Origin of the sequence: Streptomyces sp. NPDC046831, from assembly GCF_040645305.1 — a bacterium.
Lineage (GTDB): Bacteria > Actinomycetota > Actinomycetes > Streptomycetales > Streptomycetaceae > Streptomyces.
In genome coordinates, this window is record NZ_JBEYXZ010000012.1 from 105,648 (window position 1) to 119,527 (window position 13,880).

General features: G+C 76.8%; 13 protein-coding genes. 9 read left to right on the forward strand and 4 right to left on the reverse strand.

What is annotated here, in order from left to right; translation table 11 throughout:
• Positions 1 to 38 precede the first annotated feature (38 nt).
• Positions 39 to 185 carry a hypothetical protein gene (locus ABZ920_RS13555; RefSeq protein WP_361502956.1) on the forward strand — a complete coding sequence of 49 codons (147 nt, stop codon included), beginning with the start codon at positions 39 to 41 and terminating at the stop codon, positions 183 to 185.
• Positions 186 to 201: 16 nt separating this feature from the next.
• Here ABZ920_RS13555 and ABZ920_RS13560 read toward each other — a convergent pair whose 3' ends face one another.
• Positions 202 to 636 (reverse strand): hypothetical protein, encoded by a 435-nt coding sequence (locus ABZ920_RS13560; protein WP_361502959.1) that lies wholly within the window; start codon positions 634 to 636, stop codon positions 202 to 204.
• 295 nt (positions 637 to 931) lie between these two features.
• On the opposite strand from ABZ920_RS13560, the gene ABZ920_RS13565 reads away from it, so the two are divergent.
• From ABZ920_RS13565 to ABZ920_RS13580, 4 genes are all read left to right on the forward strand, one after another.
• Positions 932 to 2,530, forward strand: a complete 1,599-nt coding sequence (locus ABZ920_RS13565; RefSeq protein ID WP_361503131.1) for a GAF domain-containing SpoIIE family protein phosphatase — start codon at positions 932 to 934, stop codon at positions 2,528 to 2,530.
• The gene (locus ABZ920_RS13570) at positions 2,527 to 3,639 is read left to right on the forward strand and encodes a cobalamin-dependent protein (RefSeq protein ID WP_361502962.1); all 1,113 of its coding nucleotides are present in this window, start codon (positions 2,527 to 2,529) and stop codon (positions 3,637 to 3,639) included. Before ABZ920_RS13565 ends, ABZ920_RS13570 begins: the two co-directional genes overlap by 4 nt.
• Complete coding sequence (locus ABZ920_RS13575; protein ID WP_361502965.1) at positions 3,636 to 4,025, forward strand: STAS domain-containing protein; 390 nt, start codon at positions 3,636 to 3,638, stop codon at positions 4,023 to 4,025. The genes ABZ920_RS13570 and ABZ920_RS13575 overlap by 4 nt, the downstream gene beginning before the upstream one ends.
• A gap of 88 nt (positions 4,026 to 4,113) precedes the next feature.
• On the forward strand, positions 4,114 to 4,482 hold the full coding sequence (locus ABZ920_RS13580; protein WP_361502967.1) for an ANTAR domain-containing protein: 369 nt from the start codon (positions 4,114 to 4,116) through the stop codon (positions 4,480 to 4,482).
• A gap of 575 nt (positions 4,483 to 5,057) precedes the next feature.
• Here ABZ920_RS13580 and ABZ920_RS13585 read toward each other — a convergent pair.
• Genes ABZ920_RS13585 through ABZ920_RS13595 form a run of 3 tightly spaced genes read right to left on the reverse strand, consistent with a single transcriptional unit; the run spans position 5,058 to position 8,598 of the window.
• Positions 5,058 to 6,632 (reverse strand): FAD-dependent oxidoreductase, encoded by a 1,575-nt coding sequence (locus tag ABZ920_RS13585; RefSeq protein WP_361502970.1) that lies wholly within the window; start codon positions 6,630 to 6,632, stop codon positions 5,058 to 5,060.
• Positions 6,629 to 7,360, reverse strand: coding sequence for a methyltransferase domain-containing protein (locus tag ABZ920_RS13590; RefSeq protein WP_361502973.1), 732 nt, complete (start codon positions 7,358 to 7,360; stop codon positions 6,629 to 6,631). The genes ABZ920_RS13585 and ABZ920_RS13590 overlap by 4 nt, the downstream gene beginning before the upstream one ends.
• Positions 7,357 to 8,598, reverse strand: a complete 1,242-nt coding sequence (locus ABZ920_RS13595) for a lycopene cyclase family protein (protein ID WP_361502976.1) — start codon at positions 8,596 to 8,598, stop codon at positions 7,357 to 7,359. Before ABZ920_RS13595 ends, ABZ920_RS13590 begins: the two co-directional genes overlap by 4 nt.
• 251 nt (positions 8,599 to 8,849) lie before the next feature.
• Between ABZ920_RS13595 and ABZ920_RS13600 the strand changes: the two genes are divergently transcribed.
• The 4 genes from ABZ920_RS13600 to ABZ920_RS13615 are packed head-to-tail and all read left to right on the forward strand — an operon-like array spanning position 8,850 to position 13,805.
• Entirely contained in the window at positions 8,850 to 10,196 is a 1,347-nt protein-coding gene (locus tag ABZ920_RS13600; RefSeq protein WP_361502979.1) for a polyprenyl synthetase family protein, read from the forward strand.
• Positions 10,193 to 11,740 carry a phytoene desaturase family protein gene (gene crtI, locus ABZ920_RS13605; RefSeq protein WP_361502982.1) on the forward strand — a complete coding sequence of 516 codons (1,548 nt, stop codon included), beginning with the start codon at positions 10,193 to 10,195 and terminating at the stop codon, positions 11,738 to 11,740. Before ABZ920_RS13600 ends, crtI begins: the two co-directional genes overlap by 4 nt.
• Entirely contained in the window at positions 11,737 to 12,801 is a 1,065-nt protein-coding gene (locus ABZ920_RS13610; protein ID WP_361502985.1) for a phytoene/squalene synthase family protein, read from the forward strand. Before crtI ends, ABZ920_RS13610 begins: the two co-directional genes overlap by 4 nt.
• Entirely contained in the window at positions 12,798 to 13,805 is a 1,008-nt protein-coding gene (locus tag ABZ920_RS13615) for a DUF5914 domain-containing protein (protein WP_361502988.1), read from the forward strand. The genes ABZ920_RS13610 and ABZ920_RS13615 overlap by 4 nt, the downstream gene beginning before the upstream one ends.
• Positions 13,806 to 13,880 lie beyond the last annotated feature (75 nt).

A 13,880-nucleotide genomic window follows, 5' to 3' on the forward strand; every position in this document is an offset into this window, starting at 1 on the left:
TGCGGCCGGATGCCGGCCGCCGGAAGGGAAGGAGTGCCATGCCGGGTGTGATGCGACGGATCAAGGAGTTCGCCAGGAGTCCCCAGGGGCGCAGGGCGATGGAGCAGGTGCGGCGCGCCGCCGCCGACCCCCGTCGCCGCGAGCAGGCGCAGGGTCTGCTGGGCAGGCTGCGTTCGCGCCGGTGAGGTCGGCCGGGAGCGGTCACGTCGCCCCCGCGGCCCCCGCGCGCGCCCCGAGCTCTACGGACCGCGCGCGGGGTGCCGTGACCGCGGGCCCGGCGCCCCGTTCCCGGGGCGGGGCGGGGCGCGCACGGTACCGGCGCTTCCGTGCGCCGGACCGGGTCTGCCCGCACCCTCGCCCGGTTCGGAAGGCCAGGACGACCCGCACCGTCCTGCCCGCCGGACGGCGGAAGACCCGGTAGCCGGTGGCGAGCCGCTCGACGAGCACCATCCCCAGGCCGCCCGAGCCGTGCACGGTGTCCGGCTCCCTGCGCCGGGGCGGTGTCGCACGGGCGTCGTCGACGTCGAGCTCGCACTCGAGGTCGAACCTGATCACGACCTCCCGTCCGTCCCGCCGGGAGCCGGCCTGGACGGAACAGGTCTCGGACGCACGGGCGGCGCCGTCACATTCGTTCATCCCCTCCACGGTGACGGATGCCGGTCACGACGAACCCGGGCTTTCCGCTCGAGGAGGACCGGTCGAACGTCTGACGCGTTCGGTGCCGGGCCCTGCACCGGCGAAGCGCCGTCCACCGCTTGCAAAGCTCCGCCGGGTGCGAGACCGTTGCCGTTCGGCAACTTTTCCCAGCAGAGAGGTGGTGGGGCACGCGGTCCGCGTTCCCCCGCTTGTGGCTTCTTCACCGAGCTCCCCCGCCGGCCCGCGCGACGCGAGTCCCAGCGTCGGCGCCGCCTGGCACAGTGCCCCGTACCCGGTGCTGGTGGTCGACCGGGACGGCGGCGTCGTCGACCTCAACGAGATCGCCAGAAGCCTCCTGCCCGCCGTCGAGTGCGGCCACTGGCTCCGGGACGCGGGACCGCCCTGGCTCGCCGAGGCGCACCGCCGGGTGACGGACGGCGCCGGGGACACGGATCCGCGGGACCGGTCGGGCCTCATCGGGGACCGGCTCTTCGACGCCCACCCCACGCCGGACGACGACGGCGGCGTGGTGTGGTGGCTGGTCGACGACACCGACCGCCGGCTGGCCGAGGAGGCCCTGCGCAGCGAGCGGGAGCGCACCGCCGTCCTGGCCGAGATCTCCAGCACGCTGCTGTCGTCGCTGAACGTCACGCGGTGCATGGAGGTGACCGCCCGTATGGCGGCGGACCACCTCGCCGACGCCGCCGTGGTGATCGCCCCCGCGCAGGGCCGCCGCCACCCCCTGACCCACGCGCAGGCGGACGGGCCCGTGACCCGGACCCACCGTGTCATCGACCCGGCGTCGGTGCCCGGGCTCGCCGAGGCCCTGCGCGGCTTCCCACCGGTACCGACGCGGTGGATCAACCCCGACGACATACCGGCGTGGGTCCTCCCCGACGGTTTCGCCCGGCCGCTCGGGTCCGTCATCGTCACCCCGCTGCCGGGGCACGGCGTCCCGGCCGGCGCCCTCGTCCTGCTGCGCTCCACCACCGAGGCGGCGTTCAGCGAGGGCGAGGAGATCTTCGCGCGGCTGTTCGCCTCCAGGGCCGGGGCGGCGCTGTCCGCCGCCCGCCTGTACGCCGAGCAGGCCGACATCACGGCGACCCTGCTGCGGGACCTGCTCCCGCCGGTCCTGACGCAGGTGCACGGCGTCGAGTTCGCGGGTGCCTACCGCCCGTCGAAGGACACCGAGCGCGTCGGCGGCGACTTCTACGACGTCCATCCGGGCGGCGATCCCTCCCAGGAGTCGCTGGTCGTGCTGGGCGACGTCGCCGGCAAGGGCCTGGAGGCGGCCGTCCTCACCGGCAAGATCCGCAACACGCTGCACGCGCTGCTGCCCCTGGCCGGCGACCACGAGCAGATGCTCAACCTGCTCAACAGCGCGCTGCTGACCTCGCACCACACCCGCTTCGCCACACTCGTCCTGGCCTCCGCGCGGCGTCGCGCCGGACGGGTGCACCTCCGGCTGACCAGCGCCGGCCATCCGCCGCCTCTCGTCGTGCGCAGGAACGGGACCGTGGAGGAGGCCGCCACCCACGGGACCCTGGTCGGCGCGATACCGAAGGTGACGGCGCAGAGCGCCGAGACGGTCCTCGCCGCCGGCGACACCTGCCTGCTGTACACGGACGGCATCACCGAGGCCCGCGGCGGCCCGCTCGGGGGCGAGCTCTTCGGCGAGCGCAGGCTCAGGCAGGTGCTGTCGGAGTGCGGCGGGATGCCGGCCGACGCGGTCGTGGAGCGGGTGCAGATGCTGGCCGCGCAGTGGCTCGGCGGCGGACGCCACGACGACATGGCGATCGTCGCGATCAGCGCCCCGCGGTCGGGGCCGCTGCACATCGTCAACGGCCACGTTCCCCTGGACGGGACAGAGACACGGCACAGGAGGAAGGGATGACCGCAGCCCCAGCGGAACCGCGCACGCAGCCGGAGGACGGGCAGCCGCTCGCCCGGGCCCGGGAGCGGCTGTGGGCGGCAGTGATCGACGGCGACGAGTACGCGGCCGTGGACGCGGTCCGCGACAGCCTCGATTCCGGACTGGACGCGGAGACCGTACTGATCGACGTGATCGGCGGTGTGCAGCTGCGCGTCGGCGCCGAGTGGGCGGCCAACCGCGTCACGGTCGCGCAGGAGCACGCCGCCACGGCCATCAACGAGCGCGCCGTCGCCGCGCTGGCCGGCCGCGACCGCGCCCCGGTCTCCCGCGGACGGGTGACGGTCACCTGTGTGGACGGGGAGTGGCACGCGCTGCCCGCCCGGCTCGTCGCCGAGGTACTGCGGTTGCGCGGCTGGCAGGTGGACTACCTGGGCGCGCAGACGCCGACCCCGCACCTGATCGCCCACCTGCACCGCACCAACCCGCAGGCGGTCCTGCTGTCGTCGTCCCTGCCCACGCATCTGCCGGCCGCGCACGCGGCCGTCACCGCCTGCCAGGCCGCCGGGGTCACCGTCCTGGCCGGCGGCGCAGCGTTCGGGCCCGACGGCCGCTACGCGCGGCTCCTGGGCGCGGACCACTGGGCGGTGGACGCCCGCGGCGCGGCGGACGTCCTGGCCGCCGGCCCGTCGCGGCCGCGTTCCGCCGCCTCGCGCCAGGCCGTCGACGACCTGCCGCATCTGATGGACCAGGAGTACACGCTGGTCGTGCGCTCCCGCCACCAGCTGGTCAAGCAGACCCTGACGGACCTCGAGGAGCGCTTCCCCGCCATGGCGCGGTACGACGACGCCCAGCGGGAGCGGACGGCCGAGGACCTCGCCCACATCGTCGGCTTCCTCGGCACGGCCCTCTACGTCGACGACGCACGGCTCTTCGACACCTTCCTGGTCTGGACCGCGGACGTCCTCGCCGCGCGCGGCGTGCCCGTGCACTCGCTCACCACGGGGCTGGACGTCCTCGGCCGGCTGCTGCGCGACTTCCCCCGCGCCGCCGGGCTGCTGGAGCAGGGCGCCGCCGCCCTCGCCGGCCACCGCTCCCCCGCCGCCCCTCCCGCTCACGGGGGCGGCGCATGACCGTCCCGACCGGCCCGTTCGACGTCACGGTCGCGAGGACCGCGCCCACCGTCCTCACCGTCCGGATCGTGGGCGACCTGGACTACGACAGCGGCGACGAACTCGTCGACGTCGTCACCGGGCACCTGGTGCCGCCCGGCCCGGCCGGCACCGCCTGCCAGGACCTGCGACTCGACTGCGCGGACCTGGCCTGGATCGACTCGATGGGGCTCGCGGCGCTGCTGATGATCCGGCGGCGCGCCGGGGCGGCCCGCGTGACCCTGCACCTGGACAACCGGCCGGACTTCCTGGACCGCCTGCTCGACGTGACCGACACCTACGACCACCTCACCGAGGCGGCGGCGCCGGACCGGGCCGCCGACGTCTCCGAGGCGGGCGCGAACTGAGAGGGGCACGCGCCGGAGCCCGGGCCGTGTGCGGTGCGGTGTCGAGGGAAGCAGATCATTGCGCCCGTAAACGCATCGAGGGGAGTCCATGGCGTTCTTCGCGATATCCAAGCGCCATCCGCTGCGTCTGCTGTCCGTCACCGAGCTGGCGATCGAGCACGAGCAACTGCAGGAGGAGAACGCGCAGCTGCAACGCGCCATCACCTCGCACGCCGTCATCGACCAGGCCATCGGCGCGGTGGTGGTGCTGGGCCGGCTGGCTCCCGAGGAGGCCTGGCGGGTGCTGCGGGACGTCTCGCAGCGCACCAACACCAAGCTGCGGACCGTGGCCGAGCACATCCTGGCGTTCGCCCAGGGCGACGGACTGCCCGACACCGAGCGCGAGGAGCTGCGGCGGGCGCTCGACCGGTACACGCTGTACGCCGGGAGGCGGCCGGCCGACGGGCCCACGGTCTGAATCCCTCCGTCGCGCCCCTGTACGGCCCCGGTGTGTGATGAGACGGTGAAGTCCACGCGAGAGCCCGGCTGCCCGGCAGGTCCGTGGGGCCGTCCTCGCGGGGGATCGCTTGGGCAGTCAGGCGACGGCGCCGCCCTGCGGGGAGCGTCCGCGCATCCGCCCCGCCGGTGCCGCTCCGGAGCGGCGGATGCGTCCCCGCCACCGGCGGACCCGCTGGCGGGTGCGAGCAGTTGCGCACACCTGTGCCGTGCCGGCGTCCGACCTGACACCCGCCTGGAACGGCGCACGGGGGCTGTCCGGCGGACCGTGCCGGAGACCCGGGGTCCGGCCCGCCGAGTCCGCGGCGTCGCCGCCGGTCGCCGGCGCCCCGCGTCGGCGCCCTCCTCCCCCTCGCCACCGCACGCAGCGGACCCCGCCCACCCGGGCCGCGAGGCGCCGCCGGTCTCCTCCGGCCCGACGCGCGCGGGACAGCCCCGAGCCCACGCCGCCCAGGCGCGCGGCGGCGGTCCGCTCCTCCCCCGGCGGACGGTGTGCGCCCTGCTGGACCCGTCGCGCACACCGCTCCCGCCGGCACCTCACCCGGCCGGTGCCGGCGGCGTTCCCCAGCGGGCCAGCGCGCGCAGGAGGCTGCCGCGGCCCCGGTCGGGCACGGTCCACAGCGTCTGCCCGCGCACCCCCCACCGCTCCAGCAGGGCGTTCGCGGCCAGGAAGCCGCTGATGGCGGCCCGTTCCATCAACGCCACGGGCAGGTCCGTGCGGACCAGGTCGCCGGCCACCACGAGACGCGGGTCGGCCGTCCGCACGGTGGGCCGGTCGCCGTAGCCGCCCACCGGGAACAGCGGGCAGTCGGCGCGCCACTCGTGCCGCTCGTCGACGATCCGTGCCGACCGCGTCTCGGGGTACACCCGGTGGAGCTGCTCCACGAGGCGCTTCTCCTCCACGTCCCGGACGGCGTCCTGCGGCAGCGCGTAGGCGTGCAGTTCCACCACCGAGCCGCCGGTGCGCGCGGCCCAGCGGCCCGCCTCGCCCTCCCAGCGCTCCAGCACGCTGACGTTGTCGAGGGAGCCGTACCCGCTGGTGCCCAGGAAGCCCGGCCGGTCGGGGGCGACCGGCCGGTCCAGCCAGAGGCGGGAGACCAGGAACGGCGGCGCGGTGCGCAGCCGCTCCACGCCGGCTCGCCACCGCGGGTCCCCCAGTTCCGGCGAGCGTTCCACGAGCCCGCGCAGTCCCCCCGTGTCGAGGGCCAGGACGACCGCGTCGTACGGCTCCCTCCCCTTCTCGGAGGCCACGGTGAAGCCGCCGGCCGCCGTCGGCGTCACGCTCCGGACGGGTGCCGACGTGTTCAGCCGCACCCCGTGCCCGAGCAGGTAGGCCGCGAGCGGCTCCCACAGCGCCGCCGGGAACGGCTCGTCGGGCACGTCGAACAGCAGGCCCTCGGCGGAGCCCAGGAAGTAGATGTGGAACATCAGGACCATCTCGGCGGCCGACAGCTGCCGGGGATCGGCGAAGAAGCTGCGGGAGAACACCTCGAAGGCCAGGTGGCGGGCGGCGGGCGGGAAGGCGACAGACTCCAGGAAGTCGTGCGCGCTCACCCGGTCCAGCCGCCTGTGGACGTCCGGGACCCGGACGTCGAGCAGGGGCAGCGCCGCGGCCGGGCGCATCCGTGCCAGGCCGCGGAGGGTGAACGACGGGGACAGGGCCACGAAGCCGAGCGCGCTCCACGGCGGTGTCCGCGGGACGTGCCGGAACCCGTCGCGCAGTCCGTCGCTGTGCCACAGCGGGTAGTCCGGCAGGGCGGTCATGCGGCCCAGGCCGGGATCGGTCCGGCGCAGCAGGCCGCGCAGGTTGTAGTACTGGCGGAAGAAGGCGTGGAAGCCCCGGCTCATCGTCACGCGGGTGCCGTCGCGCAGAGTGGTGGGCCAGCCGGCCAGCCGGCCGCCGAGGACCGGTTCCCGTTCGTACAGGGTGACGCGCACGCCCCGCTCGGCCAGCGCGGTGGCCGCGGCGAGCCCGGCGATGCCACCGCCGACGACGGCGGTGCGGGGCCGGTCGGCGCCGGTGAGCCGGGCCGCGCCCGGAGCCGGCGCCAGGACGCGGGCGCGCCGGTCACGGCCGCGCCGGGCGGGCGCCGCCCGCCGGTCGCCGGTCACCGGGCGGCTCCCGTCCGCGCGCCCGGGCGGCGGGCCACGACGGTGTGGGCGATCCCCGTCTGCCAGCCGGGCAGCGGCAGCACCCGCACCCCGGTGAAGCCGGCCGCCCGGACCCGGTCGGCGAACTGGCCTGCGGTGTCGAAGGCGACCACGCTGCGCCACAGATGGCGGTAGAGGGCGCCGTCCCCGAGGAGGGTCGCGACGGGCACGACGAGGCCGCGGCACACCGCCGTCCACACGGCGCGGTCCCGGGCCCGGCCGCTGAGCGTGTACTCGTGCAGGGCGAGCCGGCCGCCCGGTGCGAGCAGGTCGCGCGCGGTGGCGAGCACCCGGTCCGGGTCGGCGGCGTTGCGCAGCAGGTAGGCGGCGAAGACGGCGTCGTACGGGCCCGTCACGCCGGCCTCGGCCAGGTGCTCCGCCGGCGCCCGCACGAACTCGACGCGCTCGGGCCAGGCTTTGCGGGCGGCCCGCCGCAGCATCCCCGCCGAGGCGTCCACGGCGGTGATCGCGGCGTCGGGGAGGACGGCGGCGAGGGCGGCGGTGGAGGCGCCGGTGCCACAGCCGAGGTCCAGGACCCGCAGGCCGCGGCCGCCGTCCGGGAGCCCCAGACGGCGGACCGAGCGCCGCAGGTGGGCGTGGTAGCCGGGATTGGCGGCCACGAGGGTGTCGTAGCTGCGGGCGGCGTGGTCGAACGCGGCGGCCAGGTCGTGGTCGCGCAGCAGGGTCATGCGGTCTCCTCGTGCGGGGTGCCGGGCGGTGGCGGTGACGGCGTGGCCGTGCCGGGGAAGGGACGGCGGGGCAGGCGGGGCAGGTCGAGGGCGGACCGCAGCATCGGCAGGACCGGGGTGCGCAGACCGATGGACAGGTCCTCGTGCAGGCGGGTGCGTCCGTCGAGGAAGCGGAGCAGCCGCTCCGGCGGGACGCGGGCGAACAGCCGCGCGAAGAAGTCGGCGCCGTCGACCCGGCCGCTGTCGAGCGCGTGCAGCAGGACGGCGTCCATGGCCCGGGAGCGGACGGAGTGGGCGGGCGGCGGGAGGGGCCGGCGTCCCGCGCGCAGGGCGGCGGCGACGGCGCGCGTCTGCCGCTGGACGGCGGCGAAGGTGTAGCCGGTCGACGGACGGGTGGCGCCGCCGGCCGCCCCGAGGCGGAAGACCGACGGCCCGGTCTGCCGGGCGAAGGAGGCGTCCGTCATCGGGATCACCCCGCTCTCCGTGCCGGTGATATCGAAGGCGCCCAGTCGCAGCACGTCCGTGGTGTAGTGCCGCAGCGCGGCGTCGTAGCGGTCCTTCGGGAGCACCCGGCGGGAGAACTCGGTGTACTCGATCAGGGCGTGCCGGGGGCCGGTGGGCAGGACGTAGCCGAAGGACAGCCCGGACTGCGGCTGGGGGGTGCGGAAGTCCATCAGTTCCACGGTGCCGGGGTCGAAGACCGGCCGCCGGTGGCGCACGAACCAGCCGTGGAAGTGCTGGAGCAGGGTGGTGCGGGCCGCCGGGAGGCTGCCCAGGGGGCGGGAGTCGAACACCCAGCGGGCCCGGACCGCGACGGTCCGTCCGTCCGCGGCGCGGCCGCGGACCACGGCTCCGCCGGGGCAGCCCTCGACCGTGTCGACGGCGGCCTCCAGCCGCAGCGTGTCCGGGCTGCCGGCCACGCCCCGCCCGACGAGCGACTCGAAGTCGTCCGAGCGGAGCATCTTGTAGCGCAGCGGGGTGATGTCGCCCTCGATGCGGCGGCCGTGCCGGGCGTGGACCCGCAGCCGCTCCCACTGCGTGGTGAGCGCGGCGTCGTACGGGCCGGGGCCCTCCTCCCAGAAGCACCAGGTGCGGCCGGGCGCCCGCAGCGGACCCGGCGGGGCGGCGACGAGGACCACCGCCAGGCGTGGCGCGCCGGGCGGGCGCCGGGCCAGCCGGTGGGCCAGGGACAGGCCTGCGGCCCCCGCGCCGACGATGGCGACATCGGCCTCGATCACTGAAGAACTCGCCTCCCTCGGAAGCCGGGTGCACCGTCGCGGGCATCAACGGAAGCATTCCGGGTACCTCGCCGGTCCGGATGCAGGCCGGGCAGGTGTGTCGCACCCCCGGGTACCCGCCGGAAACACCCCGGGCCGTGCGGCGTCGCTCCGCCGCCGCGCGATGTCCCGCGTTCGGCGCATCCACCACCGCCGCGGGCGAGGAATGACTGGAGAGGAACCCAGTTGCGATCACGCGGGAGGAACCGGACATGCGCTCCACTCAGGCGGAGGATCACCCGGCGGCGGAACCGCCGCCGGAACCGCACCGAGTCGTCCGGCTCCTGGCGGCCGCACCCTCGCACCACGCCGGCCCGGCGGCCGAGGCGCACCGCGGGCGGCGCCCTCCCGCCGGCGCTCCCGTCCCGTCCCCGGCGGACGTGCGGGCGGTGCGCGCCGTCGACGAGGACGTCGCGGGCGCCGTGGGCCGTCTGCTGCGGACGCTGACCGCCGAACGGGTGGCCGAGGCCACCGGCCTCGATCCGGCGTTCGGGGAGGAGCTGGCCGAGCGCACGGCCCGGTTCACGCTGCACGGCGGCAAGCGCATCCGCCCCCGCTTCGTCTGGTGGGCGCTGCGCGCCTGCGGCGCCGTCGACGCCGGACGGGCCGAGGCGGCGCTCAGGATCGGGGCGGCCCTGGAACTCGTGCAGACCTGCGCGCTGGTGCACGACGACGTGATGGACGGCGCCCGGGTGCGCCGCGGCCGGCCCGCCCTGCACGTCGAGGCCGCCGCCCGGCACGCCGGCGGCGGGCCGCGGTCCGCCGCGGACTTCGGCACGGCCGTCGCCATCCTCGCCGGCGATCTCGCCCTGGCCTGGGCGGACGACGTCGTCGCCGACACCGTCCTGCCCCCGGCGACCGCGGACCGGGTGCGCGCCATCTGGCGGGCCATGCGCACGGAGATGGTCGCCGGCCAGTACCTCGACCTGCACGGTCAGTCCGGCGGGTCGCGCTCCCTGACCCGTGCGGTCCGCGCCGCCTGCCTCAAGAGCGCCCTGTACTCGGCCCAGCGGCCGCTGGCGCTCGGTGCCGCCCTCGCCGGCGCCGACGAGGCCACGACGCGGGCCCTGAGCTCGGCCGGGCGGTGCGCCGGCATGGCCTTCCAGCTCCGCGACGACCTCGACGACGTCTTCGCCGAACCGGAGGCCACCGGCAAGCCGGCCGGGGGCGACATCCGTGAGGGCAAGCCGACGTACCTGGTCGCCGTGGCACAGGCCAAGGCGGAGGCGGCCGGCGACCGCGGCGCCCTGGAGGTGCTGGACCGCCACGTCGGGCGCGCCGGCCTCGGCGAGGAGGATCTCGCCCGGGTGCGGGAGGTGCTGGTGTCCACCGGCGCCCGGGAGACCGTCGAGACGAGGATCGGGCGGCTCACCGCGCAGGGACTGCGCCACCTCGACTCCGCCCGGCTGGACCCGCACGCCGCCGCTCACCTGCGCGACCTCATGTGCGCGGTGGCCGGGGCCGGCTCGCACGGGCCCGGCCGCGGCTCCCCGCCGCCCGGCGACGGCACGGCCCGGGCCCTGCGGCTCGCCGGCGGTCCCGGGGCGTGCGGCCGATGACGAGGACGCTCCCCGGCCGCACGGATCACGTGGTGGTCGTCGGCGCCGGGCTCGCGGGCCTGGCGGCTGCCCTGCACCTGCTCGGCGCGGGGCGCCGGGTCACCGTCGTCGAACGCGAGCCGCTGCCCGGCGGCCGCGCCGGCCGGCTCACGCAGGGCGGCTACCGCATCGACACCGGGCCGACCGTGCTGACCATGCCCGACATCGCCGACGAGGCGCTCGCGGCGGTCGGTGACCGCCTGGCGGACCGGGTCGAGCTGGTTGCGCTGCACCCGGCGTACCGGGCCCGCTTCGCCGACGGCTCCGCGCTCGACGTGCACACCGGGGCGGAGGCGATGGAGGCGGAGGTCGAGCGGTTCGCCGGGCCCGCGGAGGCGGCCGGCTACCGGCGGCTGCGCGGCTGGCTCGAGCAGCTGTACCGGGCGCAGATGCGGCGCTTCATCGACACGAACTTCGACTCGCCGCTGGGCCTCGTCACTCCCGACCTGGCGCGGCTGGCCGCGCTGGGCGGCTTCGGGCGCCTGGACGCCCGCATCGGCCGGTACCTGCGGGACGAGCGGCTGCGCCGGGTCTTCTCCTTCCAGGCCCTGTACGCCGGGGTGCCGCCGGCGCGGGCGCTCGCCGCCTACGCGGTGATCGCCTACATGGACACCGTGGCCGGGGTGTACTTCCCGCGCGGCGGCATGCACGCCCTGCCGCGGGCGATGGCGGACGCCGCCGCCGGCGCGGGGGCCGACCTGCGCTTCGGGCAGCCGGTGGTCCGGCTGGAGCGCGCCGGCGAACGCGTCACCGCCGTCGTCACGCCGGACGACCGCGTCCCGTGCGACGCCGTCGTCCTCACGCCGGACCTGCCGGTCGCCTACCGGCTCCTCGGCCGTGCGCCGCGCCGCCCGGTGCGGCTCACCCATGCGCCGTCCGCCGTCGTCCTGCACGCCGGCACCGACCGCACCTGGCCCGAACTGGCGCACCACACCCTGTCGTTCGGGCGGGCCTGGCGGCGGACGTTCCACGAGCTGACCCGGACCGGCGAGCTGATGAGCGATCCGTCCCTGCTGATCACCAGGCCCACCGCCACCGATCCCGGGCTCGCTCCCCCGGGCCGCCACCTGCACTACATCCTGGCGCCCTGCCCGAACACGGACATCGGGCCCGGCGCCGCGGACTGGGCGTGCCTCGCGCCGCGCTACCGCGACGAGCTGCTGCGGGAGCTGGAACGCCGGGGTCTGGCGGGCCTCGGGTCCGCGATCGAGGAGCAGTGCCTGGTGACACCCGCCGACTGGCAGGCGATGGGCCACGCCGCGGGCACGCCCTTCTCGGCCGCGCACACCTTCGGGCAGACCGGTCCCTTCCGGCCGCGCAACCTCGTCCGCGGCACCGAGAACGCCGTCCTCGCCGGGTGCGGCACCACGCCCGGCGTCGGGGTGCCGACCGTGCTGCTGTCCGGGAAGCTGGCGGCGGCCCGCGTCACCGGGGGCGGGACCGGGCCCGGCGGTCCGCGCGGCCGGTCACCCCGGGCCGCGGCGGCGGAAGGAGCCGCGTCGTGAGCGGGCGGGAACTCGACGCGGCGGGGATCACCGACCCGGCGCTGCGCGCGGCGTACACGTGGTGCCGCGAGCTGAACGCCGAGCACGGCAGGACGTACTTCCTCGCCACCCGGCTGCTGACCGCCGAGCGCCGTCCGGCCGTGCACGCCCTGTACGGCTTCGCACGCTGGGCCGACGACATCGTCGACTCCCTGGACGACACGGTCGCCCCCGCCGTGCGCGCCCGGGCGCTCGCCCGTCTCCAGGACGACCTGGAGACGGGGCTGCGCGAGGGCGGCAGCAGCGAGCCGGTGGTGCGGGCCCTGGCCGACACCGCCCGCCGCTACGCCATCGACCACCGGCACTTCGCCGACTTCATGACGTCGATGCGCAGCGACCTGGAGGTCACCGACTACCCCACCTACGCCGACCTGCGGGCGTACATGCACGGCTCGGCCGCGGTGATCGGGCTGCAGATGCTGCCCGTGCTCGGGACGGTCGCCCCGCGCGAGGAGGCCGCCCCGCACGCGGCCGCCCTGGGGGTGGCGTTCCAGCTGACGAACTTCCTGCGCGACGTGGGCGAGGACCTCGACCGCGGCCGGGTGTACCTGCCCGCCGACCTGCTCCGGGCGCACGGGGCCGACCGGGAACTGCTGCGCTGGTGCCGGGACACCGGGCGCGGCGACCGGCGCGTCACGGAGGCGCTGCGCGCCTTCGAGGATCTCGCGCGGGGCGTCTACCGCCGGGCGGCGCCCGGCATCGCGATGCTCGATCCGGTGGCGCGTCCCTGCATCCGCACGGCGTTCGTGCTCTACGGCGGCATCCTCGACGCCGTCGCCGACGCCGGGTACCGGGTGGTGCACCGGCGCGCCGTGGTGCCCCGCAGGCGCCGGGCCGCCGTCGCCGTGGACGGCCTGGTCCGCGTGGGTGCCGCCCGGCTGGCGGCGCGTGCGCGGTCGGCCGGGGCCATGGCCGCCAAGGGGTCCGGGCCGGCCTCGCGCGCGGCGCGGACGGCATCGACGTCCGCACCGGCGCGGGCGTCCGCGCCCGCGTCCGCGGAGCTGAGTCAGGAGGTCGCGTGAAACCCGAACCGTCCGAGCGGCGGGGCCGCTACCCGCTGCGGCTGCGCCGGCGTCCGGTGCCCTGGGACCGGCAGCGCCCCACGTGGCGCGACGCCCGGCCCGCCGTCATCACGCAGGCGCTGAAGCGGGCGCAGGCCCGGCCGTCGGGCAACTGGTACGTCGTCGGCGCCACCCGGGACGTGCGCGCAGACCGGCCCCTGGCGCGCACCGTCGCGGGCCGGGAGGTCGTGGTGTGGCGGAACGCCGCGGGGCGGCTGGTCGCCGGCCCCGGAGTGTGCCCGCACCTGGGCGCCCCGCTCGCGCACAGCCCGGTGCGGTGCGGCACGCTGGTGTGCCACTGGCACGGGCTCGCTCTGGACGGCGGGGCGTCGGCGGGGTGGGAGCCGCTGCCGGCGCACGACGACGGTGTGCTGGTGTGGGTGCGGCTGGACGACATCGGCGGCGAGGAGCCGACGCCCGCGCCGTCGGTGCCCGTCCGGCCGGCCGTGCCGGGCGCCCTGGAGGCGGTCTACGTGGGAGTGGGCGTCTGCGAGCCCGAGGACGTGGTCGCCAACCGGCTGGACCCCTGGCACGGCGCCTGGTTCCACCCGTACTCGTTCGTGGACCTCGCGGTCGTCGGGGCGCCGGGGCAGGGGGAGGAGGACGGCTTCGCCGTGGACGTCTCGTTCAAGGTCGCGGGACGTCTGGTGGTGCCGGTGCGGGCGGTGTTCACCGCGCCGGAGCCTCGCACGGTGGTCATGCGCATCACCGAGGGCGAGGGCAGCGGGTCGGTGGTCGAGACGCACGCCACACCCCTGGGTCCGGACGCGCTCGGCAGGCCCCGGACCGCGGTGGTGGAGGCCGTGGTGGCCTCCTCGGACCGTCCCGGCTTCCGGCTCGCCCGCCGGGCGGCACCGCTGCTGCGGCCGCTGGTGCGGGCCGCCGCGGGCCGGCTGTGGCGCGACGACCTCGCGTACGCGGAGCGGCGCTGCGCGTTGCGCTCCTCGGGGCGTTTCCCCGGCTGAGCGGGTGGCCGCGCGCCGGGGCCTGTTTCCCGCTGAGCCGGTGCCGGCGCGCCGGGGCACGGGGCCCGGCGCGCG

What these genes read in the sequence shown, in the direction of transcription:
- ABZ920_RS13570 (WP_361502962.1), top strand. Translation starts at nt 2,527, where the DNA reads ATGACCGCAGCCCCAGCGGAACCGCGCACGCAGCCGGAGGACGGGCAG.
- ABZ920_RS13600 (WP_361502979.1), top strand. Translation starts at nt 8,850, where the DNA reads ATGCGCTCCACTCAGGCGGAGGATCACCCGGCGGCGGAACCGCCGCCG.
- ABZ920_RS13555 (WP_361502956.1), top strand. Translation starts at nt 39, where the DNA reads ATGCCGGGTGTGATGCGACGGATCAAGGAGTTCGCCAGGAGTCCCCAG.
- ABZ920_RS13560 (WP_361502959.1), bottom strand. Translation starts at nt 636, where the DNA reads ATGAACGAATGTGACGGCGCCGCCCGTGCGTCCGAGACCTGTTCCGTC.
- crtI (WP_361502982.1), top strand. Translation starts at nt 10,193, where the DNA reads ATGACGAGGACGCTCCCCGGCCGCACGGATCACGTGGTGGTCGTCGGC.
- ABZ920_RS13590 (WP_361502973.1), bottom strand. Translation starts at nt 7,360, where the DNA reads ATGACCCTGCTGCGCGACCACGACCTGGCCGCCGCGTTCGACCACGCC.
- ABZ920_RS13575 (WP_361502965.1), top strand. Translation starts at nt 3,636, where the DNA reads ATGACCGTCCCGACCGGCCCGTTCGACGTCACGGTCGCGAGGACCGCG.
- ABZ920_RS13580 (WP_361502967.1), top strand. Translation starts at nt 4,114, where the DNA reads ATGGCGTTCTTCGCGATATCCAAGCGCCATCCGCTGCGTCTGCTGTCC.